At 69.2% G+C, this 22,672-nt stretch carries 24 protein-coding genes, 1 tRNA gene and 1 pseudogene; 12 read left to right on the top strand and 14 right to left on the bottom strand.

From position 1 onward, the window contains the following. Positions 1-12 precede the first annotated feature (12 nt). On the bottom strand, positions 13-237 hold the full coding sequence (locus JWN21_RS09455) for a DUF1272 domain-containing protein (protein ID WP_299648919.1): 225 nt from the start codon (positions 235-237) through the stop codon (positions 13-15). A 192-nt stretch (positions 238-429) separates the two neighbouring features. Between JWN21_RS09455 and JWN21_RS09450 the strand changes: the two genes are divergently transcribed. Then, positions 430-645 (top strand): WGxxGxxG family protein, encoded by a 216-nt coding sequence (locus JWN21_RS09450; RefSeq protein WP_299648916.1) that lies wholly within the window; start codon positions 430-432, stop codon positions 643-645. Between the two features lie 49 nt (positions 646-694). Next, positions 695-943, top strand: a complete 249-nt coding sequence (locus JWN21_RS09445) for a WGxxGxxG family protein (RefSeq protein WP_299648912.1) — start codon at positions 695-697, stop codon at positions 941-943. A gap of 58 nt (positions 944-1,001) precedes the next feature. Here JWN21_RS09445 and glmM read toward each other — a convergent pair whose 3' ends face one another. Further along, positions 1,002-2,339 (bottom strand): phosphoglucosamine mutase, encoded by a 1,338-nt coding sequence (glmM, locus tag JWN21_RS09440; protein WP_299648909.1) that lies wholly within the window; start codon positions 2,337-2,339, stop codon positions 1,002-1,004. Between the two features lie 68 nt (positions 2,340-2,407). Between glmM and JWN21_RS09435 the strand changes: the two genes are divergently transcribed. Both JWN21_RS09435 and JWN21_RS09430 read left to right on the top strand, forming a co-directional pair. Further along, positions 2,408-3,664: a cation:dicarboxylase symporter family transporter gene (locus tag JWN21_RS09435; RefSeq protein WP_299648906.1), complete on the top strand. Its 1,257-nt coding sequence runs from the start codon at positions 2,408-2,410 to the stop codon at positions 3,662-3,664. Continuing rightward, a complete protein-coding gene (locus JWN21_RS09430) occupies positions 3,661-4,653 on the top strand; it encodes an aldo/keto reductase (protein ID WP_299648903.1) in 993 nt (330 codons plus the stop codon). The genes JWN21_RS09435 and JWN21_RS09430 overlap by 4 nt, the downstream gene beginning before the upstream one ends. 103 nt (positions 4,654-4,756) lie before the next feature. On the opposite strand, the gene JWN21_RS09425 is transcribed toward JWN21_RS09430, so the two are convergent. Together JWN21_RS09425 and JWN21_RS09420 are read right to left on the bottom strand one after the other, a co-directional pair. After that, on the bottom strand, positions 4,757-5,431 hold the full coding sequence (locus tag JWN21_RS09425; RefSeq protein WP_299648900.1) for an NnrU family protein: 675 nt from the start codon (positions 5,429-5,431) through the stop codon (positions 4,757-4,759). Positions 5,432-5,445: 14 nt separating this feature from the next. Then, positions 5,446-7,059 carry a peptide MFS transporter gene (locus JWN21_RS09420; protein ID WP_299648897.1) on the bottom strand — a complete coding sequence of 538 codons (1,614 nt, stop codon included), beginning with the start codon at positions 7,057-7,059 and terminating at the stop codon, positions 5,446-5,448. Positions 7,060-7,310: 251 nt separating this feature from the next. Here JWN21_RS09420 and JWN21_RS09415 point away from each other — a divergent pair, with 251 nt between their 5' ends. Both JWN21_RS09415 and JWN21_RS09410 read left to right on the top strand, forming a co-directional pair. Further along, positions 7,311-7,895, top strand: a complete 585-nt coding sequence (locus JWN21_RS09415; protein WP_299648946.1) for a nitroreductase — start codon at positions 7,311-7,313, stop codon at positions 7,893-7,895. 46 nt (positions 7,896-7,941) lie between these two features. Continuing rightward, entirely contained in the window at positions 7,942-8,292 is a 351-nt protein-coding gene (locus tag JWN21_RS09410) for a GntR family transcriptional regulator (protein ID WP_299648894.1), read from the top strand. Positions 8,293-8,317: 25 nt separating this feature from the next. Here the strand turns inward: JWN21_RS09410 and JWN21_RS09405 are convergent, their stop codons facing one another. Then, on the bottom strand, positions 8,318-9,136 hold the full coding sequence (locus tag JWN21_RS09405) for an arylamine N-acetyltransferase (protein ID WP_299648890.1): 819 nt from the start codon (positions 9,134-9,136) through the stop codon (positions 8,318-8,320). Positions 9,137-9,347: 211 nt separating this feature from the next. After that, the gene (locus tag JWN21_RS09400) at positions 9,348-11,060 is read right to left on the bottom strand and encodes an acyl-CoA dehydrogenase (RefSeq protein WP_299648887.1); all 1,713 of its coding nucleotides are present in this window, start codon (positions 11,058-11,060) and stop codon (positions 9,348-9,350) included. A gap of 41 nt (positions 11,061-11,101) precedes the next feature. On the opposite strand from JWN21_RS09400, the gene JWN21_RS09395 reads away from it, so the two are divergent. Continuing rightward, on the top strand, positions 11,102-12,139 hold the full coding sequence (locus tag JWN21_RS09395) for an L-threonylcarbamoyladenylate synthase (protein ID WP_299648884.1): 1,038 nt from the start codon (positions 11,102-11,104) through the stop codon (positions 12,137-12,139). A 1-nt stretch (position 12,140) separates the two neighbouring features. On the opposite strand, the gene msrA is transcribed toward JWN21_RS09395, so the two are convergent. Next, positions 12,141-12,683 (bottom strand): peptide-methionine (S)-S-oxide reductase MsrA, encoded by a 543-nt coding sequence (msrA, locus tag JWN21_RS09390; protein ID WP_299648881.1) that lies wholly within the window; start codon positions 12,681-12,683, stop codon positions 12,141-12,143. Between the two features lie 85 nt (positions 12,684-12,768). On the opposite strand from msrA, the gene galE reads away from it, so the two are divergent. Then, positions 12,769-13,761: a UDP-glucose 4-epimerase GalE gene (gene galE / locus JWN21_RS09385; RefSeq protein WP_299648943.1), complete on the top strand. Its 993-nt coding sequence runs from the start codon at positions 12,769-12,771 to the stop codon at positions 13,759-13,761. Beyond that, positions 13,758-14,582 carry a CoA ester lyase gene (locus JWN21_RS09380; protein WP_299648878.1) on the top strand — a complete coding sequence of 275 codons (825 nt, stop codon included), beginning with the start codon at positions 13,758-13,760 and terminating at the stop codon, positions 14,580-14,582. Before galE ends, JWN21_RS09380 begins: the two co-directional genes overlap by 4 nt. 8 nt (positions 14,583-14,590) lie before the next feature. Here the strand turns inward: JWN21_RS09380 and JWN21_RS09375 are convergent, their stop codons facing one another. The 3 genes from JWN21_RS09375 to folK form a co-directional block, all read right to left on the bottom strand. Continuing rightward, entirely contained in the window at positions 14,591-14,899 is a 309-nt protein-coding gene (locus tag JWN21_RS09375; RefSeq protein WP_299648875.1) for a PilZ domain-containing protein, read from the bottom strand. A 97-nt stretch (positions 14,900-14,996) separates the two neighbouring features. Beyond that, a tRNA-Lys gene (locus tag JWN21_RS09370) sits at positions 14,997-15,072 on the bottom strand. A gap of 23 nt (positions 15,073-15,095) precedes the next feature. Next, the gene (gene folK, locus JWN21_RS09365; RefSeq protein ID WP_299648872.1) at positions 15,096-15,584 is read right to left on the bottom strand and encodes a 2-amino-4-hydroxy-6-hydroxymethyldihydropteridine diphosphokinase; all 489 of its coding nucleotides are present in this window, start codon (positions 15,582-15,584) and stop codon (positions 15,096-15,098) included. 76 nt (positions 15,585-15,660) lie between these two features. Between folK and JWN21_RS09360 the strand changes: the two genes are divergently transcribed. Then, positions 15,661-16,371, top strand: a complete 711-nt coding sequence (locus tag JWN21_RS09360) for a uracil-DNA glycosylase (RefSeq protein ID WP_299648869.1) — start codon at positions 15,661-15,663, stop codon at positions 16,369-16,371. Further along, positions 16,358-17,302, top strand: a complete 945-nt coding sequence (locus JWN21_RS09355) for an alpha/beta hydrolase (protein ID WP_299648866.1) — start codon at positions 16,358-16,360, stop codon at positions 17,300-17,302. The genes JWN21_RS09360 and JWN21_RS09355 overlap by 14 nt, the downstream gene beginning before the upstream one ends. 26 nt (positions 17,303-17,328) lie before the next feature. Here JWN21_RS09355 and aguB read toward each other — a convergent pair whose 3' ends face one another. The 3 genes from aguB to JWN21_RS09340 form a co-directional block, all read right to left on the bottom strand. Further along, entirely contained in the window at positions 17,329-18,177 is an 849-nt protein-coding gene (gene aguB / locus JWN21_RS09350) for an N-carbamoylputrescine amidase (protein ID WP_299648863.1), read from the bottom strand. A gap of 103 nt (positions 18,178-18,280) precedes the next feature. Then, the gene (locus JWN21_RS09345; RefSeq protein WP_299648860.1) at positions 18,281-19,246 is read right to left on the bottom strand and encodes an agmatine deiminase family protein; all 966 of its coding nucleotides are present in this window, start codon (positions 19,244-19,246) and stop codon (positions 18,281-18,283) included. 157 nt (positions 19,247-19,403) lie between these two features. Beyond that, complete coding sequence (locus JWN21_RS09340; RefSeq protein WP_299648857.1) at positions 19,404-21,044, bottom strand: M28 family peptidase; 1,641 nt, start codon at positions 21,042-21,044, stop codon at positions 19,404-19,406. A gap of 159 nt (positions 21,045-21,203) precedes the next feature. Here JWN21_RS09340 and JWN21_RS09335 point away from each other — a divergent pair, with 159 nt between their 5' ends. Then, positions 21,204-22,472, top strand: coding sequence for a dipeptidase (locus JWN21_RS09335; protein ID WP_299648854.1), 1,269 nt, complete (start codon positions 21,204-21,206; stop codon positions 22,470-22,472). Between the two features lie 2 nt (positions 22,473-22,474). On the opposite strand, the pseudogene JWN21_RS09330 reads toward JWN21_RS09335, so the two are convergent. Next, a pseudogene (locus JWN21_RS09330) lies at positions 22,475-22,672 on the bottom strand (hypothetical protein); the annotation flags it as partial.

Genomic DNA, 22,672 nt, shown 5'->3' with positions numbered 1-22,672 from the left:
CGCAGGTGGCCTTCATTTGCGAAACCGCCGCTCGCTCGCCGCGGGATGCTCCTTCAGCGCCTTGCCCGTGCGCGTCGGCCGGTCGGTCAGTTCGCCGCCGCAATTCGGGCAGCGCTCGTCGAGCGCGTCGGCGCATGGGGCGCAGAAAGTGCATTCGAACGAGCAGATGAAGGCCGCTGGCGCGTCGGCGGGCAGGTCCGCGCCGCAGCGCTGACAATCGGGATGCATCGCGAGCATCGAAGACACCTAGAAGCGCGCGGGCGTAGAGAGAAGGACTTTACGTGGCCAAGCATCATGCCTCCCGCCACAACCGCGTCGCCCGTCACCAAAAAGCCGGGTTAACTTAAGTTGCGGCGATTGTTGGGAACGACGTGGCTTCGGTGCTGGTTGCCTGCGCGTCGAATTACTCGGCGAACGGGAGGATCATGCATGAAGCGCACGTCGATAATGCTCATGGCCCTGGCGGTGGCCGTAACTGGGCCAGCAATGGCTCAGGAAAGCAACACGCAGGTCATGCCGGAGACGCAGACGCGGCAAACCGATGACAACGGCTTTCCCTGGGATTTGCTGGGCCTGCTTGGCCTTGCAGGCCTGCTTGGCCTGCGCCGCCAAGAGAAACACGTCGTCGGCCGCCCACGCGTCTGAGCAATCCGGCCGCACTTGATCTGCTTTCACCTAATTCAGGAGATTAAGAATGAACTCGAAGAAGCTCACGGCCGTACTCGGTGCCGCGGTTCTCGCCAGCATCTCGCCGTCGATCGCGTCGGCGCAGACCGTCGACAACACGTCCACGGCCTACACCACCACCGAGCGCGAGGACGATGACCGCTTCCCTTGGGGCTTGCTTGGCCTGCTCGGGTTGGCGGGTCTCATCCCGCGCAAGCGCAACGTCCATGTCGACGTCGACCGCACGACCCACACCACACCCACCGACAGGCGCTGACCGATCGGACACCGGCATCGTCATCGATGCCGGTGTCCACGTCATTCCACGACATAGTTCAAGCGGCGGCGCGCACCGCGTCGCAGACGCGATTCACCACGCGTTCCACCTGCGCCGCGTCGTCGCCCTCGGCCATGACGCGGATCACCGGTTCGGTTCCCGAGGGACGGATGACGAGGCGACCGCAACCGGCCAGCTCCGTCTCCGCTTCGGCGATGCACGCCTTGACCGCCTCCGCCTCCAGCGGCTTGCCGCCCGCGAAGCGGACGTTCTTCAACAGCTGCGGCAGCGGGTCGAAGCGGTGCAGCACCTCGCTCGCCGGCGCGCCAGCGCGCTTGAGCTCGGCGAGGATCTGCAGCGCGGCGACCAAGCCGTCGCCGGTGGTGCCGTGATCGGACAGGATGATGTGCCCCGACTGCTCGCCGCCGACATTATAGCCTTGGCCGCGCATCGCCTCCAGCACGTGGCGATCGCCGACCTTGGTGCGCACCAGCCCCAACCCTTGCGCCTCCAGATGCCGCTCCAGGCCTAGGTTCGACATCACCGTCGCCACCAGCCCGCCGCCGCGCAGCTCGCCCCGCTGCGCGTAACCCGCCGCGATCGTCGCCATCAGCTGGTCGCCGTCGATCACGCGGCCGCCCTCGTCGACCACGATCAGCCGGTCGGCGTCGCCGTCCAGCGCGATGCCGATGTCCGCGCCCGACGCCACCACCGTCTCCGCACAGGTCGCCGGCGCGGTGGAGCCGACGCCGTCGTTGATGTTGGTGCCGTTGGGCGCGACGCCGATCGCGACGACGTCGGCGCCCAGTTCCCACAGCGCCGACGGCGCGACCTTGTACGCCGCCCCATTGGCGCAATCGACGACGATGCGCAGGCCATCGAGGCGCAGGTCTTCCGGAAAGGTCGACTTGGCGAAGTGGATGTAGCGGCCCTGCGCGTCCTCGACCCGGCGCGCGCGACCGATCTGGCCGGATGGCGCGAGCGGCACATCCCCGTCGATCAGTGCCTCGATCGCCGCCTCCGCCTCGTCCGAGAGCTTGTACCCGTCGGGACCGAACAGCTTGATACCATTGTCGGCATACGGATTGTGGCTGGCGGAGATCATCACGCCCAGATCGGCGCGCATCGACTGGGTCAGCATCGCCACCGCCGGGGTCGGCATCGGCCCGACCATCACCACGTCCATGCCGACGCTGGTGAACCCCGCCACGAGCGCGGATTCGAGCATGTAGCCGCTCAGCCGCGTGTCCTTGCCGATCACGACGCGGTGCTTGTGATCGCCGCGGAGGAAATAGGCGCCCGCCGCCATGCCGACCTTCATCGCCATCTGGGCGGTCATCGGGCTGGTGTTGGTAAGCCCGCGAATCCCGTCGGTGCCGAAATATTTTCTTGCCATTACGCCGACTTCCAGTGCGCTATGTGTACTCCCGGCGGCGATAGCGCGGCCGCAACCGAAGAGCGAGCATGTCGCAGGCCACCCGCATCCTTCTGTCGCTGCTCCTGGGCCTGATCGCGGGGATCGCGACCGCCGCCCTCGCCCCCGGCGCGGTCGAGCCGACCGCCGCGATCGCCGAGCCGATCGGCAATGCCTGGCTCGCGGGGCTGCAGATGACGGTGATCCCGCTCGTCACCGCGCTGCTCATCACGGGCGTCGCGCAGACCGCCGAGGCCGCCAGTGCCGGCAAGGTCGCGGCGAGGGGCATCGCGCTGTTCATCACCGGCGTGTTCGTCACCGGCGCGATCGCGGCGCTCGTCACGCCGCTGATCCTCGACCTGTTTCCGGTGCCGGCGGACGCCGCCGCCGCGCTCCGCGGTGCGCTGACGGGCGTCGCCCCAGTCGAGCCGCCGCCGCCCTTGTCCAAGTTCTTCGCGACGCTGGTGCCGACCAACGTGGTCGCCGCCGCTGCGAGCAACGCCCTGCTGTCGCTGATCGTCTTCACGCTCGCCTTTGCGTTCGCGATCACCCGGCTGTCGGCCGAGAGCCGCGACCTGCTGGTCCGCTTCTTCGCCGCAATCCGCGACGCCTCGCTGATCCTGGTCGAGTGGGTGCTGAAGCTCGCGCCGATCGGGGTCTTCGCGCTCGCCTATGTCGTCGGCGCGCGCGCGGGCGCGGCGGCGCTCGGTGCGTTCGTTCACTACATCCTGGTGGTCGCGGCGATCGGTGTCGTCGTCATCCTCCTCGCCTATGTGCTGGCGGGCATCGGTGCAGGAATGTCCCCGCTGCGCTTCGGGCGCGTCATCCTGCCCGCGCAGGCGGTGGCCGCGAGCACGCAATCCTCGCTCGCGACGCTGCCGGCGATGATCGAGGCGGCGCGCGCGCTGGGCATCCGCACGGAGGTGTCCGGCGTCACGCTGCCGATCGGCGTCGCCATGTTCCGTGCGACGCAGCCGGCGATGAACGTCGCGATCGCGGTGTATATCGCGTACTGGTTCAACGTGCCGATCCAGCCCGCCAATCTGGCGGCGGCGGTGGCGGTCGCGGCGCTGGTGTCGCTCGGCAGCGTCAGCCTGCCCGCGCAGCTGACCTTCTTCGCTTCGGTCGCGCCGCCGTGCGTCGCGCTGGGCGTGCCGCTCGCGCCGCTCGGGCTGTTGATCGCGGTGGAGACGATCCCCGACATCTTCCGTACCTTGGGCAACGTATCCATGAACCTGGCCGCGACCGCCACGCTGGCGCGGCACAGCGACGGCATCGAGCCGACCCTTTTGGAGACACCATCATGATGAAGCGCTGGCTGGGGCAACGGTTCCAGGTGTCCGCGATCGGCATCGGCTGCATGCCGATGGTGGCGGGCGGCAACATCACCTATGGCAAGGCGAGCCCCGACGAGGGTGTCGCCACCATCCGCGAGGCGATCGATCTGGGCGCGACCTTCTTCGACACCGCGCAGATCTATGGCCCCTTCACCAACGAGGAGCTGGTCGGCGAGGCGATCAAGGGGCGGCGCGAGGGCCTGGTGATCGCCACCAAGTTCGGCTTCAAGTTCGACGGCGGCCAGATCGTCGGCGTGGATGGCTCACCAGCCAACGCACGCGCGTCGGTCGAGGGCTCGCTCAGGCGGCTCGGCATCGACACGATCGACCTGTTCTACCAGCATCGCGTCGATCCACAGGTGCCGATCGAGGAGACGGTCGGCGGGATGGCGGAGCTGGTGCGCGAGGGAAAGGTCCGCCATCTGGGCCTGTCCGAAGCCGGGCCGGAGACGCTGCGCCGTGCGGTCGCGACGCACCCGATCGCAGCGCTGCAGAGTGAATATTCGCTGTGGGAACGCGGGGTGGAGGATGAGATCCTTGCGATTTGCAAGGAGAACGACATCGGTTTCGTGCCTTATTCGCCGCTGGGTCGCGGCTTCCTGGCCGGCGGCATCCGTTCGCTGGACGATCTCGCGCCCGACGACTGGCGGCGGCAGGACCCGCGTTATTCGGCGGAGAACATGCCGGCGAACCTGGCGATCGTCGATGCCGTCGCGGCGGTGGCCGCGCGGCATGGGGTGTCGAACGCGCAGGTCGCGCTGGCCTGGCTGCTCGCGCAGGGGCCGAGCATCGTCCCCATCCCTGGCGTCAAGCGCCGCCAGACGATGCGCGACTCGCTAGGCGCACCGATGCTGGCGCTGACGGTGGGCGACCTGGCGGAGCTGGACGCCGCCGCCCCGGCTGGGGGCACGGCGGGGCCGAGATATGGCGAGCGGGGCATGCGGATGGTGCGGATCTAACTCCCCTCGCCCGGAGCGGGAGGGGTCGGGGGAGGGCCTGTCACATCAGCCACTTCTCCGTGGACGGTCCCCTAGCCCTTCCGCCCAAGCGGGAGGGGAATATCTACATCCATCGCCAGATACCGGCCGCCCAGCCGGACAGCGGTCCATGCGCCCAGGTTGCGGCCAGCCAGATCACGACGCCGCCGGCCAGATCATGCGGCCGGAACCCGCCGAACCGCGCGCGACCCGCAGCGATGGCGGCGAAGGGCCAAAAACTGGTGCGTGATTGCCAGGTCGGCCAGCTGTCGGGCTGTGCCCGCGCCTTCTTGCGGTCCTGCATCGCCGCGCCGACCAGCGCCAGCACGCCAATGGCGATCGTCACGACCGCGTTCGGGGCGACGGGGTAGACGGCGAGGTGGACGGCGGCCCACAGCGCGAACGCCCACATCATCGGATGGCGCGTGATCGCAAACACGCCGCTCGCTTCCGCAGGCACCGCCGCCGCCTTGCCGCCGGTCGGCAGCGCGGGATTGCCGAGCAGCGAACCCATCAACAGCACGCTCGCGGCCAGCATGACGACCGTAGCGACGATCGACAACGGATCCGACGGCGCCCACCACAATGGCTCCATCGGCGCGGCACGATAGGCAAGCGCCAGCCAGATCAGCGTTGCAAGCGAAACCAGCGAGTAGACGCCCAGGAACCCGCGCTCGCCCAGCGCACGCACCATGCCGGCACGCAGCGGGTGGGACATCAGAAAGTGCGTGCCGACGAATGCCACCGCCGCGACGATCACGGCGGCGACCGTAATCAGCGCGTCTCGCGCTCGGGGTGCATGCCTGCCCCCTGCGGCTCCGCCAGCTCCGCCTGCCCTGCCAGCTCGTCGGCATCGCGCAGCGTGTCGAGGTGCATCAACTTCTTCACCAGCGGCGACACCAGCAGCACCGCGACCGCGACGCCGATGCTGATCCAGCCGAACATCTCGTACACGTCCAGCAGCCCCTGCTTGCTCATCGCGCCGCCCTCGCCGCCGGTCGCCTCGCCGATCTTGCCCGCGACGAAATTGCCGACCGCGGTCATGTAGAACCACGCGCCCATGATCAGCGACGCGAGGTAGCTCGGCGCGAGCCGGTTCATCGCCGACAGCCCGACCGGCGACAGGCACAGCTCGGCCATGGTGGCGAGCAGATAGTACATGAACACCAGGATGACCGGCGTCATCGCCGCGACGCCATAGGCCTCTGCGCCGTACACCAGCACCAGGTTCGCCAGGCCCATCTGCACCAGCGCCAGCCCGAACTTGGCGGGGGCCGACGGCTCGCTGCCGCGCCGCCCCAGCCATTGCCACAGCCCGGCGAAGATGGGGGCCAGCAGGATGATGTAGATCGGATTGATCGACTGGAAGATGCCCGACGGCACGCCGCCACGATCGACGAACTTGTCGGTGAACAGGTTCATCGACCCGCCCGCCTGCTCGAACAGCCCCCAGAACAACGGATTGAGCGCGATCAGGAACAGGATCGCGAACATGCGCTCGCGCGGCTCCTTGGGCAGTTTGAAGCTTTCGAACAACACATAGCCGAGCAGTGCTACGCCCGAGATCGCGAGCAGCGTCTGGATCACGTCCTGATACTGGATCAGCGCCCAGATCACCGCCACCGCGCCGATGCCGATCGCATAGATCGCCAGCTCGCGGTTGCGTGCCAGCGGCTTGGGGGCTTCGCCCGCGCCACCCAACGCGCGCTTGCCGAGCACGAACACCACCAGCCCCGCCAGCATGCCGATGCCGGCGAGGCCAAAGCCGACGCCCCAGCCCACCGTCTGGCCCAGATAGGCAACCAGGATCGTGCCGATCGCCGCACCCACGTTGATGCCCATGTAGAAGATCGTATACGCCCCGTCGCGGCGCACGTCGGTCAGCTTGTACAGCTGGCCCACCATCACCGAGATGTTGGCCTTCAGGAATCCCGAGCCGACGATGATGAAGGCGAGTGCCGCCCAGAACACGTTGATCGTCGGATCGTCCTGACCGCCGACGCCCTCGACCGCCATCAGGCTGTGCCCGACCGCGAGCAGGAGGCCACCGAACACCACCGCCTTGCGCTGGCCCAGATAACGATCGGCCAGATACCCGCCGAGCACGGGCGTGATGTATACCAGGCTGGTGTACGCGCCATAGATCAGCGTCGATTTGCTGTCGGAGAACAGCCAGTGCTGCGTCAGGTAGAAGATCAGGATCGCGCGCATGCCGTAGTAGGAGAAGCGCTCCCACATCTCGGCGAAGAACAGCATGTACAGGCCCTTGGGGTGGCCCGCGAACTCCGGCTCACGCTGCGTCGCGACCTTGACGCCGACCGCCAGGAAGCCAGCCAGCACCAGCACCGCGATGGCGGCGATCCAGTCGCCTTCAGTCCACAGACTCATGCTCTTGAAGTTCACGCCTACTCACCCCTTGCCTGCTCGGGTCGAACCCCAAATCGTCGAGTCAACCTAACGGCATGCTGGCGCGTGTAAATCCTCCCAAACGGCGGCCGGATATTGCAGCCTCCCCGGTCGAAGCCGGGGCCCAGTCGGCCGCGCCGCGGATAGACCCCGGCTTCCGCCGGGGAGGGGCGGGTAGCGAAGTAGTCAGCCTTCAGGGTAGTAACGGGGCGCCCGCAAGCTACATGCGCCCCATGTTCAACGACCGCTCCTCCTACCTCTCAGCGCTCGTGACCCGCCGCTCGGGGAAACCGCGCGACCTTGTCGAGCCGGGGCCGAGTGACGCGGAACTGAACCAGATGCTCGCCATCGCCGCGCGCACGCCCGATCACGGCAAGCTCGCGCCGTGGCGGTTCGTCACCATCGGCCTGGAGCAGCGGGCTGCGTTCGGGGACCTGCTGGTGCGGGCCTATGCGCACGACAATCCGGGCGCGCAGCCGCGCGATCTGGCGAGCGCGCGCGCGTTCGCCCACCAGGCGCCGACGCTGGTCGTGGTGCTGTCGCAGCCGGTGCCAGATCACAAGGTGCCGGTGTGGGAACAGGAGCTGTCCGCCGGGGCCGCGACCATGAACCTGCTCCATGCTGCGCACGCGATGGGCTATGCCGGCGGCTGGCTGACCGGCTGGGCCGCCTTCTCGGACACGGTCCGCGCCGCGTTCGGCGGACCCGGCGCGCGGATCGTCGGCTTTGTCTTCATCGGCACGCCGTTGCGAGCGCTGGAGGAGCGCCCCCGTCCGCCCATCGACGCGGTGGTCAGCGCCTGGCGCGGACTCGACTAGTCGCTCCTTTGCTGTATTAGCGCACCATGACAGCAGCAGCGTGCGCATGGTGATCGACGGCGACAGCCCGGTGTACCTGCGACTGCGTGCGACGATCGCGGCGGGGATCCTGCGCGGCGATTTTCGCGCGGGCGATCAGCTGCCCTCGGTACGCGCGCTCGCCGCCGAGCACGGGGCCAATCCGCTGACCGTCGCAAAGGCCTATCAGAGCTTTCAGGACGACGGCTATGTCGAGGTGCGGCGCGGCGTCGGCATGTTCGTGCTGCCGGGCGCCGCCGAACGCCTGCGCGTCACCGAACGCGCGCAGTTCGTCGACCAGCATTGGCCCAGGATACGCGGGTACATCGAGCTGTTGGGGCTGGATGCGGCGGACTTGCTGGAACGCGAGCGGGTCTGAAATCCTCCCCGTTCACGGGGAGGATTTAGAACAGCCCCAGCGCCGCTACTTCTTCCCCCGTCAGGTCGATCCCGAACATCAGGCTGAGCCGCAGGCGATACACGCGCGGGTCGGTGATCTCGCTCTCGGTCTGGGTGTCGCCGGCACGGCGACGGTACAGGCGGTCGGTCAGGCTGGCGAAGCCGGCCGGCAGTGGCAGGCTGACGACGGCCAGCCGCGTGAAGCGGCTGTCTGGCGAGGTGCAGGCCCATGCATTACCCGCTGCGAGGTCGTCGTCCCCGACCTCGTCCAGCGTGAAGCTGTACTGCCGCTGCCAGCCCGGTCCGGCGCTGCGGCCGTCTGATGTCGCCGCCGGTCCGTCGCGCAACAACTGCCAGCCAAGCTCGGCGTCCTTCTCCAGCCGGAACCGCGCGCCGTCGGGCGCGCTGCTTTCGGCTCCGTCGACCAGCGGCATCGCGGGCGAGTAGCTGCCGCCGAACCCGGCATCGGCGAGCCAGTCCTGCCCCTCGATGGTCACCAGCGTGGCGGCGTGGTTGAGCGGCGGCGTCGCGGTCGCGTTCAGCCAGACTCGCGCCAGCAGCGGGCGTGCGGCGAAGCCCAATGCTGCCAGCGAGTCCCCGAACAGCCGGTTGTGCTCGAAGCAGAAGCCGCCGCGCCTCGCGGTCACCAGCTTGGCGAACACCGCATCTGTGTCGATCGCGATCGCCCGGCCGAGGGCCACGTCGAGGTTCTCGAACGGGATCGCCAGCCGATGCGCGCGTTGCAGGCGTTGCAGGCCTTCGGCGTCGAGCGTGACGCGGGCGGGGAGCTGGATGCGGGAGAGATAGGCGTCGAGGTCGAACATGGGCTGCCTTCTGCAATCCTCCCAGTTTAGGGGGAGGGGGAGTGCCGGGTTGGATCGCCCCCGGCAATCCAAGGTCATGCCGGGTGCATGACCGACCCGACACTCTCGGCGCAGCCGAGGGTTGGCGGGGGACGGGCCACCGGCGCTGCGCTTGGGGAGAGTTCCCCCGTCACGCCTTCGGCGCGCCACTTCCCCGCGAACGGGAAGGATTTCACGTCGCCAGCACCTCCGCCTCGACCGCGTACAGCACTTCGGCGCTGGCCGTCGCCGCCGCGCGCAGGCCGAGCGCCTCCGGCACGATCTGCTCGACGTAAAAGCGCGCGCAGGCCTGTTTCATGCGGCCGAAATCGCCGTTTCCGGCCGCGCGTCCCTGCCGTTCCATCAACCAGCCGCACACCGCGACCGACAGCATCGTCAGGAACGGATAGCTCGCCGCCAGCCGGTCGTCATGGCCCGCGCCCGCCAGCCGCTGACCGATCACGTCGCAGGTCTCGACCAGCGTCAGCAACTCGTCGCCGGTGACCTCGGCGCGCATGTCGGCGATCAGGCTGGCAAACGCAGCGCCGCCGTCCAGCCCCAGTTTGCGCCCGACCAGATCGGCGGCCTGGATACCGTTGGTCCCCTCGTAGATCGGCGTGATGCGGGCATCGCGGAAGAACTGCGCCGCGCCCGTTTCCTCGACATAGCCCATGCCGCCATGGACCTGGATGCCGAGGCTCGCGACCTCGTTGCCCAGATCGGTGCCGTGGGCCTTAGCGAGCGGGGTGACGATCTCCAGCCGGTTCTTCGCGGCGGCGTCCCCCAGCCCGGCGCGATCGACCTGCCCCGCGGCATAGTAGACCAGCGCGCGCGCGGCCTGTGTCTGCGCCTTCATGCGTAGCAGCATGCGGCGTACATCGGGGTGCTCGACGATCTTGACCGACTCGCGACTTGCGGACCCCGCGCGCGCCGACTGCACGCGGTCGAGCGCATAGGCGACCGCCGCCTGCGTCGCACCTTCGGCCACCTGTACGCCCTGCAACCCGACGTTGAGGCGCGCGTTGTTCATCATCGTGAACATGGCGCGCATCCCGCCATGCTCGGGGCCAATCAGCTCGCCGATGCAATCGTCATGATCGCCGAATGACAGCACGCAGGTCGGCGAGGCGTGCAGCCCCATCTTGTGCTCGATCGAGACCACGGTGACGTCGTTGAACGCCTCCGGCGCACCGCTAGCGTCGAGCCGGTATTTCGGCACCAGAAACAGGCTGATCCCGCGCGTTCCGGGGGGTGCGTCGGGCGTGCGCGCGAGCACCAGGTGGACGATGTTCGGCGCCATGTCGTGGTCGCCGAACGAGATGTAGATCTTCGTCCCCTTGATGCTCCACTTGCCATCACCGCGCGGCGTGGCGGTGGCGCGCAGCGCGCCCACATCGCTGCCCGCCTGCGGCTCGGTCAGGTTCATCGTCCCCGTCCACTCGCCCGTGGCGAGCCTGGGCAGGTACAGCGCCTGCTGTTCGGGTGAGCCGTGGTGTGCGAGCGCCTCGATCGCGCCGACGGTCAGCGTCGGGCACAGCGCAAAGCCCATGTTCGCCGCGCCCAGACTCTCCAGCACCGCCGTCTGCACCGCGAAGGGCAGCCCCTGGCCGCCCCATTCCTCCGTGACACCGATCGTGCCCCAACCGCCGTCGACATAATCCTTGTAGGCGCGGGCATAGCCCTCAGGCATCCGCACGCCGTCGGGCGTCCATTTCGCGCCGACCGTGTCGCCGATGCGCGCGAGCGGGGCCCATTCGCCCGCCGCGAACGCGCCGACACCGTCGAGCACCGCGTCGATCACGTCGGGCGTCGCGGCGGCGAAGCGTTCGGTGGCGGCAAGCTCCGGCAGGTGCACCACCTGCTCCAGCACGAAGCGCTGCTCGGCGACCGGCGCGGAAAACGGCATGAGTTTCTCTCCAAGGAACGCCGCGCCTATAGCGGGCGCGCATGGCCGGACCAACCATCCTCCCCTTTGGCGATAACGCGCTTGAACAGGCGGCGCGGCTGATCGCGAACGGGCAGGTCGTCGCGGTGCCGACGGAGACGGTTTATGGCCTCGCGGCGGATGCGATGCGCGCCGATGCGGTCGCTCGCATCTATGCCGCCAAGGGCCGGCCGAGCTTCAACCCGCTGATCGTGCATGTGCTCGACATTGCGGCGGCGCGCAGGCTGGCGGTGTTCGACGAGCGGGCGGAGGCGCTGGCGGCAGCGTTCTGGCCGGGGCCGCTGACTTTGGTGCTGCCCGTACACGCCGATGCCCGGCTCGCGCCGGCGGTGACGGCCGGGCTGGACACGGTGGCGATCCGCGTGCCCGCGCACCGCGCGATGCGCGCGCTGCTGGAGGCGACGGGCACGCCGCTCGCCGCGCCATCGGCCAATCGCAGCGGCGGCATCAGCCCGACCTGCGCGGCGCATGTGGCCGCGAGCCTGGGCGCGGCGGTGCCGCTGATCGTCGACGACGGCGAGTGCCCGGCGGGCGTGGAGTCGACGATCGTCGCCGGGGACGAGGTGCTGCGGCCCGGGCCAATCACGCAAGCAATGATCGCGATGGTTCTGGAGAGCGTACCGACCCGTCTGCTCCTCCCCGGCGAAAGCGGGAGCCCAGGTCCGACCTCGGGATCGAGGTCCGGCGCCTTCCCGCCGGCGCGGCCGACTGGGCCCCGGCTTCCGCCGGGGAGGGGCTTGCTGCCGGAAAAGGTGACGGCGCCTGGCCAGCTCGCCTCCCACTACGCCCCGAACAAACCGCTACGCCTGAACGCCACCACGGCCGCTCCGGACGAATGGCTGATCGGCTTCGGCGCGGTTGCCGGCGACGACACGCTATCCGCCACCGGCGACCTCACCGGAGCCGCCGCCCGCCTCTTCACCGCCCTTCACCGCGCCGACGCGAGCGCGCGCACGAAGATCGCGGTTGCGCCAGTCCCGGAGGACGGCATCGGCGAAGCGATCAACGACCGGCTGCGACGCGCGGCGTATCGCCCCTAGGTCAGGCCGTCGCCAGCGACTTCGTCCGCGCGGCGAAACTCTTGCGCAGCTTCTGCAGCTTGGGCGGGATCACCGCCATGCAATACGGGTTCGACCGCCCGGAACTCTGCCAATAATCCTGATGATAGCCCTCGGCTGGATACCAGGTCGAATCATCCTCGATGGTCGTCACGATCGGCTTGGGCGAGTTCGCCTGCGCACGCGCGATCGCCGCCCTTGCCTCGGCATCCTGCTCGGCCGTGGCAGGGAAGATAGCGGACCGGTATTGCGTGCCGACGTCGTTGCCCTGCCGGTTCAGCTGCGTCGCGTCGTGCGTCGCGAAGTGGATGTCGAGCAGATCGGCGAGGCTCAGCTGCGCCGGATCATAGCCGATGCGGATCGCCTCGGCATGGCCGGTCGTGCCCTCGCACACCGCGCGATAGGTCGGATCGGCGACATGGCCGCCGATATAGCCGCTCTCCACGCTCTCGACGCCGATCACGTCCTTGAACACCGCTTCGGTGCACCAGAAGCAACCGCCCGCGACCGTTACATATTCCGTCATGTGCACGCTCCTTTGCTCCCCATGTAGGAAGCCGGTAACCGCATGCCACCTCGTTCGTTGAACAGGTGGTTGGTGTGGAGGCATGATGCTGGACGGCAAGGTTCTGGTCACGGGCGGCGCGGGCTATATCGGTAGCCACGCGGTGCTGGCGCTGCTCGATGCGGGCTATGAGGTGGTGGTGGTCGACAACCTCGTCACCGGCTTCGCCTGGGCGGTCGACGCGCGCGCCACCCTGATCGAGTTGGACGTCGCCGACCCTGCCATGCCAGACGTGCTGCGCGAGCATGAGGTCAAAGCGATCATGCACTTTGCCGGTTCGGTGGTGGTGCCGGAGTCGGTCAGCGACCCGCTGAAATATTACCGCAACAACACCGCCGCCAGCCGCGCGCTGATCGAGAGCGCGGTGATGGCGGGCGTGCCGCATTTCATCTTCTCGTCGACGGCGGCGACCTATGGCACGCCTGACAAGGTGCCCGTCGCGGAGGGCGATCCGACCGTGCCGATCAACCCCTATGGCACGTCGAAGCTGATGACGGAGGCGATGCTGCGCGATGTCGCCGCCGCGCATCCGATCAACTTTGCCGCCTTGCGCTATTTCAATGTCGCCGGCGCGGACCCGCAGGGACGCACCGGCCAGTCGACCGTCGGGGCGACGCATCTGATCAAGATCGCGGTCGAGGCGGCGACCGGCAAGCGCGACGCCGTGTCGGTGTTCGGCACCGACTTCGCGACCCGCGACGGCACGGGGGTGCGCGACTATATCCATGTCGCCGACCTGGCGGCGGCGCATGTCGCGGCGCTGGCGCTGCTGGTGGCCGAACCGGCGCAGAGCCACACGCTCAACTGCGGATACGGCCGTGGCTTCTCCGTGCTGGAGGTGCTCGATGCGGTCGATCGCGTCACGAACCTGAAGCTGGAGCGCCGGCTGGAGCCGCGCCGCGCCGGCGATCCCGCCGAGCTGATCGCGGACAACCGCGCCATCCTGGCCGCGCTGCCGTGGCGGCCCGCGCGCGCCGACCTGGACACGATCGTCGCCGACGCGCTTGCCTGGGAGCGCAAGCTGGCGGAACGTACATGAGGCTGCGGTCGCTGCTGTTCGTGCCCGGCGATCGACCGGATCGCTTCGTCAAGGCGGCGGCTTCGGGCGCGGACGCGCTGATCCTCGATCTGGAGGACTCGGTCGTGCCCGCACGCAAGGCCGAAGCGCGGGCAGCGGTGGCGGCCTATCTGAATGGGGAGAGGACGCTGCCGCTCTTCGTCCGCGTCAACCCGCTCGACTCCGGTCTGATCGACGACGATTTGACGGCGACGCTCTCGGGCAGTCCCGACGGGCTGATGCTGCCCAAGGCGGAAGGTGCGGTCAGCATCGCGGCGCTGGCGGCAAAGGCGCCAGGCGTCCCGATCCTGCCTGTCGCGACCGAGACCCCTGCCGCGATGTTCCAGCTCGGCAGCTACGCGCAGGCGGCCGGGCATCTAGCCGGCCTGACCTGGGGCGCGGAGGACCTGCCGGCCGCGATTGGTGCGTCCACCGCGCGCGAGGCGGACGGCAGCTACACCGCGCCATACCAGCTCGCCCGGTCGCTGACGCTGTTCGGCGCACATGCGGCCGGGGTGCCGGCGATCGAGACGGTGTATCCGGATTTCCGCGACGAGGCGGGGCTGGCCGCCTATGCCGCGCGGGGTCGGCGCGATGGCTTCGCCGGCATGATGGCGATCCACCCGGCGCAGGTGCAGGTAATCAACGCCGCCTTTACGCCATCCGACGAGGAACTCGCCCATGCGCGCCGTGTGGTGGCGCTGTTCGCGGCCGATCCGGACGCGGGCGCGCTGCAGCTCGACGGCCGCATGGTCGATGCGCCGCACCTGAAGGCCGCCAGGCGGTTGCTCGCCTCCGTCTGACGCGACGGTCAGCCGGCGCGCGTGCCGATCACCAGCACGGCGCCCACCTCATTCGCCGTCAGCGGCATCACGAATGTGACCCCGAACCGCTGCCCGCGCACCCACGCCACCCGGGCCGCGCGTCGGACCTCGCCGACGCAGAGACTGACGAAGCTGCCGAGCGCCGGGGGGTTCACGCCGTTCACCTGCGCACCCGTCTCCGACAGGTCGAGCACGTGCACGCGCCGTCGACCGCCCCCCACGTCCAGCTCGGCCGGCTGGAACAGCTTGCGGCGCGGCCGTGCGCGCGCGACCTGAGCCATGTTATCGTCGATCATTTCCGCCCCTCGCGTCGGCCCTAGCGCACGAACCGCTACGTCGTTCCCGACAAAGAGGGTTAGCGCGACGTTAGGGCTGAATTCGCCGAAGTGGCGCTGGTGGGTCCGCCGGGGCTCGAACCCGGGACCTCTCGATTAAAAGTCGCTTGCTCTACCAACTGAGCTACGGACCCCGCCAACGTACGCTGGCAAGCGATCACCAGCGCGACGGCGACCTAGGCACGGGGCGGGACCGGGTCAACCGCGCGAGCAGCTGGCGCAGGGTCAGGCCGCTACCTGGATCACGCCAGTCGGGGGCAACCTGCACCAGCGGCTCAAGCACGAATTGCCGCTGGCGAAACTCGGGGTGTGGCACTGTCAGTCCCGGCGAACGCCACGTCCCGCCCGACCACAGGATCAGGTCCAGATCGACCACCCGCGCTCCCCAGCGTCGCCCGCGCCGCCGCCCGAAACGTCGCTCGATCGTCTTGCACAACGCCAACATCGCGGGCGGGTTCAGGTCGCTGTCGACGATCGCCACCGCGTTGGCGAAGCGGCGGATCGATGGCCCGATCGCCGCGCTGACGATCACCGCCGACATCGTGCGCGCGCCGAGCGCCGCGGCTGCCGCCGCGATCTCCTCGCGAGGCGCGCCGTGACGTCCACGCCGATTGCTGCCGAGCGCGATCAGATAGAGTGTACTCACCCCGTTCGTGTCGAGCGAAGTCCAGACACCGTCAACGCTTCTCGACTTCGCTCGAAGTGAGCGGCAGTGACCTGGAATGTTCTCGACCCTCCCCGAAACAGAGCCGTCACCCGATTGTCCCCGCTGTCCGCGGCTGGTCGCCTTCCGCGAGCAATGCCGGCAGGATCATCCCGGCTGGTGGAACGCACCCGTGCCCGCCTGGGGCGACCGAGGCGCGTGGCTGGCGGTGATCGGGTTGGCGCCGGGCAAGCACGGCGCCAACCGGACGGGGCGGCCGTTCACGGGCGACTTCGCGGGCGAGCTGCTGTTCGCGACGCTGCTGAAGCACGCGCTGGCGACCGGCACCTACGCCGCCGACCCGAGCGATGACCTGCGGCTGACCGGCTCGGTGATCGTCAACGCGGTGCGCTGTCTGCCGCCCGCCAACAAGCCGACGCCGGAGGAAATCCGCACCTGTCGTCCGTTCCTGGAGGCGCCGCTCGCCGCGCTGCCGCAAGTCCGCGTGTTCGTCGCGCTGGGGCAGATCGCGCACGACTCGGCCGCCCGCGCGCTGGGACTGCGGCCGAGCAGGGCCAGGTTCGGGCACCTTGCCGAACACGCCCTGCCGGATGGGCGCGTGCTGCTGAACAGCTATCATTGCTCGCGCTACAATCAGAACACCGGCAAGCTGACGGTGCCGATGTTCGAGGCGGTGTTCGCGCGCGCCCTGGCGGTGCGGGGGGAACTTGCGCGTTCACCGCTCGCTCTGGAGGCTCAGATAAAAGGTGAATCGGATGGCGAAGCGTAACTGGACGGCGGTTGGCGTCGGCGCGGCGGCGGTCGGCGCGGGGCTGGCGCTGTTCTCGCAGTTCATCGGCAGGCGCGCGGAGGCACAGGTGCCGGCCGACGGCAAGTTCATCGATATCGAGGGTGCGCGGCTGCATTACCTCGACATCGGTGAGGGTCCGGCGATCGTCCTGATTCACGGGCTGGGCGGGCAGCTGCGCAATTTCAGCTATGCGCTGACCGATCGGCTGCCGGGCCACCGCCTGATCCTGATCGACCGCCCGCGCTCAGGCTACAGCACGGTCGCAGGCGACGAGCCGGGACTGAAGGCGCAGGCGGACTTCATCGCCGCCGCGATCCGCAAGCTTGGGCTGGAGCGGCCGCTGCTGGTCGGCCATTCGCTCGGCGGGGCGATTTCGCTGTCGCTGGCGCTCGATCATCCGGGTCTCGTCTCCGCCCTGGCGCTGATCGCGCCGTTGACGCAGCCGCAGACCGAGGTGCCGGCCGCGTTCAAGGGGCTGGCGGCAGGTGGCACGTCAAAGGTCGCGCGCGGGGCAATCGCGAACCTCGTCGCCGTGCCCGTGGGAGCGCTGACGGGGAAGGCCACGACCAAGGCGGTGTTCGCCCCCGAGCCGGTGCCGGATGACTTCGCGATCAAGGGCGGCGGCCTGCTCGCGATGCGGCCCGGCAACGTCTATGCCGCGATGTTCGAACTTCAGGCCGCGGGTGCCGAGATGACCGCCATCGCCGCGCGCTACGGCGAGCTGCAGCTGCCGGTGTCGATCCTCTACGCGCGCGAGGACAATCTGCTCGACTATCGCCGCCACGGCGAACAGACGGTGGGCGAGATCGCCGGCGCGCGGCTGGAGCTGACCGACGGCGGCCACATGCTGCCGATCACGCAACCGGAGCTGACCGCGTCGTTCATCGGGCGCGCGCGGGCGGCGGGCTGAAAATCCCCCCCCCCTGCGGGGGAGGATTAGACGTCCTGCACCAGCCGCCCGTACAGCTCCGGCCGCCGGTCCCGGAAGAACCCGAACGCCGCGCGGTGGCGCTTCACCCGTGCGAGGTCGAGCGTGGCGACGATCACACCCTCCTCTTCGCGCCCCAGCTCGGCGAGCATATCACCGCGCTCGTCGGCGATGAAGCTGGTGCCGTAGAAGGTCTGGCCGTGCTCCGTTCCGACACGATTGGCGGCGACGATCGGCACCACGTTCGACACCGCATGTCCCACCATCGCGCGCCGCCACAGCCGCGCGGTGTCGAGCGACGTGTCGTGCGGCTCCGATCCGATCGCGGTGGGGTAGAACAGCACCTCCGCCCCCATCAGCATCATTGCGCGCGCGGTTTCGGGATACCATTGGTCCCAGCACACGCCGACGCCGAGTGTCGTTCCAGCGCCCGGCCATACCTTGAACCCGGTGTTTCCGGGGCGAAAATAGAACTTCTCCTCATAGCCCGGCCCATCGGGAATGTGGCTCTTGCGGTACACGCCCTGCACCGCGCCGTCCGGCCCAATCATCGCCAGCGAATTGTAATGATGCGGCCCGTCCGCCTCGAAGAAGCTGGTCGGGATGGTGACGCGCAGTTCCGCCGCGAGCGCCTGCATTGCGAGCACCGCACGGTGCTCCGTCACGGGGTGTGCCTGGGCGAACAGCCCCTCGTCCTCGACCCGGCAGAAATACTCGCCCTCGAACAGCTCCGGCGGCAGGATCACCTGCGCGCCTTGCGCGGCGGCCTCCCGCACCAGCCGCGAGACGTTGGCGATGTTGCGCTCGAGGTCGGGGGTGAAGCCGAGTTGCAGCGCAGCTACGGTGATCTGGGTCATGGTGCCTTGCTGTCCCCCTCCCGCTTGCGGGAGGGGCTAGGGGAGGAAATGTAGGGCGGCGTGACATGCCCTCCCCCAGCCCCTCCCGCAAGCGGCAGGGGAGCTAAGCCGGCAGCTGTTGCGAGATGCAGTGGAAACTCCCGCCCCCCGTCAGGATGGCATCCGCGCGCAGGCCCACCGCATCGCGCCCGGGGAACAGCGCGCCGATCGCCGCCACCGCAGCCGCGTCATTCTGCGCGCCGTATAGCGGCACCACGACGCCTGCATTGCCGATGTAGAAGTTCATGTAGCTCGCCGGCACGATCTGCTCGTCGCGAAGCACTCGGCCGGGCGAGGGAATGGCCACCACCTCCAGTCCGCCCGCCAGCGCGTCGCGTTTTGCGTGCTGGTACACCTGCCAGTTCGGGTCGTTCTCCGCCGCCTCCGGGATCGCGACCACACCCGGTGCCACGAAGCGCGCGAGATTGTCGACATGGCCGTCGGTGTGATCGTTGAGCAGCCCCTCCCCAAGCCAGACAACCTTTGTGTAGCCCAGGTCCGCCGCCAGCCGCGCCTCGATCTCGGCCTGCGGCACCAGGCCGTTGCGGTTGGGGTGGAGCAGGCATTGCTGCGTCGTCACCACCGTTCCCGTCCCGTCACCGTCGAGCGCGCCGCCCTCCAGCACCCAGTCGTGCGTCGTCGCCTTCAGCCCGCGTCCGCGCGCAAGCCCCGCGCCGACGCTGCCGTCGCCCGGCAGATCGTACTTGCCGCCCCAGCCGTTGAAGCGGAACAGCCGCGCCACGCTGTCGCCGCCGACGATCGGCCCGGTGTCGCGCAGCCAGATGTCGCCGAACGGCTCGACGATGACCTTGGCGAACGGCGCCATCCTGTGCGCCGCCTTCGCCGCCTCGGCATCGGCGGCGACCAGCAGCACGCGCTCCCCGCGTCCCTCGGCATGCACCGCGCGCGCGAATGCCACCACCTCGTCGCGCGCTTCGTCCAGGTCGTCGGCCCAGAGCTCGGGATGGCTAGGAAAGCCGATCCACACGGCGGCATGCGGCGCCCATTCGGGGGGTGGGGGGAGGGTCATCGGACCACCTTACTCAATCCTCCCCGGGACGGGGAGGGGGCCCGTCGTCGCGTAGCGGCGATGGTGGAGGGGGCTGGCCGGGGGGGTGATCCCGTCGAGAGCCCCCTCCGTCACGCGGCTATCGCCGCGCGCCACCTCCGCGTGAACGGGGAGGATTTTACCTCGTCCCCGCCCGGCTCTTGTCCCGAACGCCACGAAACTCCGCGCTCGGATACCAGTTCGGCCACGACCCCGGCTCGTCCGCCAGCTTGCGCCCGAGCGCGTAGAATATGCGCAGATCCTCGACCGCCCCTGCCCAGTTCCAGCTGGGGTCATAATGATCCGAAGGCTTGTGATAGCGGTTGGCGACATAGTCCTCGGCCGCCGCCTTGCCTGCCGCCGCCCCGCCTGCAACCAGATCCTGCCCCGACTCGCCGTACAGCATCGGCACGCCCAGCTTCGCGAACGAGAAATGATCGGACCGGTAATAGAAGCCGCGCTCCGGCGTCGGCTCCGGGCTGATGCGGCGGCCCTGGCTGGCGACGATCGGGCGCACCAGATCCTCCAGTTGCGACTTGCCCGCCCCCGTCAGCACGAAATCGCGCGCGCGTCCGTCGACGTTCAGCCCGTCCATGTTGACGCCGCCCACTGTCCGCCCGAGCGGGAACACCGGGTGCTCGGCATAGTATTTCGATCCGAGCAGCCCCGACTCCTCGGCCGTCACCGCCAGGAACACCAGGCTGCGCCTCGCCGGCCCCGCCCTGGCATGCGCCTCGGCCAGCGCGACCAGCCCCGCCGTGCCCGTGGCGTTGTCGAGCGCGCCGTTGCAGATGTCGTCACCCGCGACCGCGTCGCACCGGCCGAGATGATCCCAATGCGCTGAATAGAGGACATGGTCGTTCCTGGCGGTGGTGCCGGGCAGCACGCCGATGACGTTCTTCGACGCCTGTCGCCGGATCGTGTTGGTGAACCCCGCCGACATCGCGACGCCCAGCGGCACGGCCCTGAACCCCTTGACCTTCGCCGCCGCCGACAGCCTCGCGAAATCCTTGCCCGCGCTCGCGAACAGCTCGCGCGCCTTGCCCTGCTGCATCCACCCGACCACCTGGCTTGTTGGGCCGCTGGTCTCGTCCAGTTGGAGCTGCGGCCCGGTCCAGCTCGACTGCACCACCGGCCACCCGTACGCGGCGGGCTCCGTCTCGTGGACGATGATCGCGGCGGCGGCGCCATGCTTAGCCGCGTTCTCAAACTTGTACGGCCAGCGTCCGTACCAGGTCATCGCCCGGCCCTCGAACGGTCCCGCGCGGGTACCCGACGCCTTTGTCTGCCAGTCCGCATCATTGATCAGGATCACCACCGTCTTGCCGCGCACGTCGACGCCGGCATAGTCATCCCACCCCTTTTCGGGTGCGGTGATGCCATAGCCGACAAACACGACGGCTGAGTTGGCGATGCTGATCGACGGCACGGTACGATAGGTGCCCGCGACCATGTCGGTCCGGTACGCCATCGTCACAGGCGTCTTGCCGCCGGTAAAGGTCAGCGGCGCCACGTCGCCGGCGGTGATCTCCACCATCGGCACGTCCTGCGTCCACGAACCCTTGTTGCCGGGCTGCAACCCCGCCGCCTTGAACCGCTCGATCAGGTACGCGACCGTCTTGTCCTCGCCCGGCGTGGTCGGCGCGCGGCCCTCGTAAGCGTCGGAGGACAGCGTCTGCGTCACCGTCTTCAGCGTTTCGACCGAGATAACGGGGGTGCCGGTCTGAGCGACAGCCGCACCCGCGAGGAGCAGGGCGGCGATGGGAGCGATGCGGCGCATGGGCGACCCTGTGCGGGGAGGGGAGCGGGTCAATCTGGCATGGGATCGGCGGGCCGGCAACGGCTTCGCAGCCGCTTCACTTGGGGCTGTCCTACACGGGCAAAGCTGATTATCCTGCGCCATGGCTCTACTCCCACTCAGTTCGGTCGCGGCGCGCGAATGGAGAGCGATCCCGGCAACTTCGACAACTTCGCTGCCATGATCCTCGCCCTGCTCCTGCTCGCCCAGTCCGCCGACCCCGCGACTGCCACCCGCGTCGACCGCGTGCTTACGCGTCAGCCGGTGATCGACGGGCATAACGACCTCGCCTGGGAGCTGCGCGAGGCGCAGGAGGGCCGGGTCGAGGCCACCGACCTGACGCGCGACACGTCCGCGCTGCCGCGTCCGTTGCAGACCGACGTCCCACGGCTGAAAAAGGGTCGCGTCGGCGCGCAGTTCTGGTCGGTGTGGATCCCCGCCGACGTCACCGGGCCGCGGGGCGTCGAGATGGCGCTGGAGCAGATCGACGTGGTGCGCCGGGTCGTCGCCGCGCACCCGCGCGTCTTCGGCCTGGCGACCACCGCCGCCGACATCCGCCGTCTGCAACGGGAGCGCCGCATCGCCTCGCTGATCGGCGTCGAGGGCGGACACATGATCGACGGCCGCCTGTCGGTGCTGCGCCAGTTCAAGGCGCTCGGCGTCGGCTACCTGACGCTGACGCACGGGCGCAGCCTGAACTGGGCCGACAGCTCGACCGACGTGGTGCGCGCCGGCGGCCTTTCGCCCTTCGGCAAGCAGGTGGTGGCGGAGATGAACCGGCTGGGCATGATCGTCGATGTCAGCCACATCGCCGACACGACGCTGCGCGACGTGCTCGCGGTGTCCGCCGCACCGGTGATCGCGTCGCATTCCTCTGCACGCGCGCTGGCCGATGCGCCGCGCAACATCCCCGACGACCTGCTCCGCGCGATCGGTGCGAAGGGCGGGGTGGTGATGGTCAATTTCTACCCCTCGTTCTTGTCGGCGCAGTGGCGCGCCTGGGACCGCGCGCGCAGCGCCTTCGCCAAGTCGGCCGGTGTGCCCGCGGATACCTATGGCGCGCGCGCGCCCGCGCCGCTGATCGGGTGGGACGCACAGAACCCTGAGCCGAGCGTCACGGTCGCCACGGTGGCGGACCACGTCGAGCACATCGCCCGCGTCGCCGGCCGCGACTCGGTCGGTCTCGGCGGAGATTATGATGGTATCCAGGGCACGGGCCCGGTGGCGATGAAGGGGGTCGACGCCTATCCGCTGCTGTTCGCCGAACTGGCGCGGCGCGGCTGGAGCGATGCCGACATGGGCAAGCTCGCTGGCGGCAACGTCCTGCGGGTGATGGAGCGGGCGGAGGCGGTGGCGGCGACGCAGGCGGGCTTGCCGCCGACCGACGCGACGGACGTGGCGTCGCGCTGATCTCAGATCAGCCTGAGCGCCCCCAACCCGAGCCAAACCGCCCCCAGCAGGAACAGCGCGCCGATCACGCGCCGTGCGGTCGCCAGCGGCAGCCGGTTCCAGCCCCGCTCCCCCAGCAACGCCGCCGGCGCCAGCACCGCCAGGCCACCCAGCGTCGCGCCGACCGCCGCGAACGCCGCCGCGTCGCTGCGCGCGGCCAG

It is taken from the genome of Sphingomonas bacterium (genome assembly GCF_028292945.1).
In the GTDB taxonomy this organism is placed as follows: Bacteria; Pseudomonadota; Alphaproteobacteria; order Sphingomonadales; family Sphingomonadaceae; genus Sphingomonas.
The sequence above is the reverse complement of the archived record's forward strand: the minus strand, read 5'-3'. Positions and strand labels throughout refer to the sequence as shown.

Bases quoted from the DNA above. Each gene is read 5' to 3' on its own strand.
- JWN21_RS09405 (WP_299648890.1), bottom strand. From the start codon at position 9,136: ATGTTCGACCTCGACGCCTATCTCTCCCGCATCCAGCTCCCCGCCCGC.
- JWN21_RS09410 (WP_299648894.1), top strand. From the start codon at position 7,942: ATGGTGATCGACGGCGACAGCCCGGTGTACCTGCGACTGCGTGCGACG.
- JWN21_RS09335 (WP_299648854.1), top strand. From the start codon at position 21,204: ATGGAGAGCGATCCCGGCAACTTCGACAACTTCGCTGCCATGATCCTC.
- JWN21_RS09355 (WP_299648866.1), top strand. From the start codon at position 16,358: ATGGCGAAGCGTAACTGGACGGCGGTTGGCGTCGGCGCGGCGGCGGTC.
- JWN21_RS09360 (WP_299648869.1), top strand. From the start codon at position 15,661: ATGTTCTCGACCCTCCCCGAAACAGAGCCGTCACCCGATTGTCCCCGC.
- JWN21_RS09395 (WP_299648884.1), top strand. From the start codon at position 11,102: ATGGCCGGACCAACCATCCTCCCCTTTGGCGATAACGCGCTTGAACAG.
- JWN21_RS09420 (WP_299648897.1), bottom strand. From the start codon at position 7,059: ATGAGTCTGTGGACTGAAGGCGACTGGATCGCCGCCATCGCGGTGCTG.
- JWN21_RS09345 (WP_299648860.1), bottom strand. From the start codon at position 19,246: ATGACCCTCCCCCCACCCCCCGAATGGGCGCCGCATGCCGCCGTGTGG.
- msrA (WP_299648881.1), bottom strand. From the start codon at position 12,683: ATGACGGAATATGTAACGGTCGCGGGCGGTTGCTTCTGGTGCACCGAA.
- JWN21_RS09375 (WP_299648875.1), bottom strand. From the start codon at position 14,899: ATGATCGACGATAACATGGCTCAGGTCGCGCGCGCACGGCCGCGCCGC.
- JWN21_RS09400 (WP_299648887.1), bottom strand. From the start codon at position 11,060: ATGCCGTTTTCCGCGCCGGTCGCCGAGCAGCGCTTCGTGCTGGAGCAG.
- galE (WP_299648943.1), top strand. From the start codon at position 12,769: ATGCTGGACGGCAAGGTTCTGGTCACGGGCGGCGCGGGCTATATCGGT.
- JWN21_RS09435 (WP_299648906.1), top strand. From the start codon at position 2,408: ATGTCGCAGGCCACCCGCATCCTTCTGTCGCTGCTCCTGGGCCTGATC.
- aguB (WP_299648863.1), bottom strand. From the start codon at position 18,177: ATGACCCAGATCACCGTAGCTGCGCTGCAACTCGGCTTCACCCCCGAC.
- JWN21_RS09445 (WP_299648912.1), top strand. From the start codon at position 695: ATGAACTCGAAGAAGCTCACGGCCGTACTCGGTGCCGCGGTTCTCGCC.
- JWN21_RS09455 (WP_299648919.1), bottom strand. From the start codon at position 237: ATGCTCGCGATGCATCCCGATTGTCAGCGCTGCGGCGCGGACCTGCCC.
- JWN21_RS09340 (WP_299648857.1), bottom strand. From the start codon at position 21,044: ATGCGCCGCATCGCTCCCATCGCCGCCCTGCTCCTCGCGGGTGCGGCT.
- JWN21_RS09415 (WP_299648946.1), top strand. From the start codon at position 7,311: ATGTTCAACGACCGCTCCTCCTACCTCTCAGCGCTCGTGACCCGCCGC.
- JWN21_RS09380 (WP_299648878.1), top strand. From the start codon at position 13,758: ATGAGGCTGCGGTCGCTGCTGTTCGTGCCCGGCGATCGACCGGATCGC.
- JWN21_RS09450 (WP_299648916.1), top strand. From the start codon at position 430: ATGAAGCGCACGTCGATAATGCTCATGGCCCTGGCGGTGGCCGTAACT.
- glmM (WP_299648909.1), bottom strand. From the start codon at position 2,339: ATGGCAAGAAAATATTTCGGCACCGACGGGATTCGCGGGCTTACCAAC.
- JWN21_RS09430 (WP_299648903.1), top strand. From the start codon at position 3,661: ATGATGAAGCGCTGGCTGGGGCAACGGTTCCAGGTGTCCGCGATCGGC.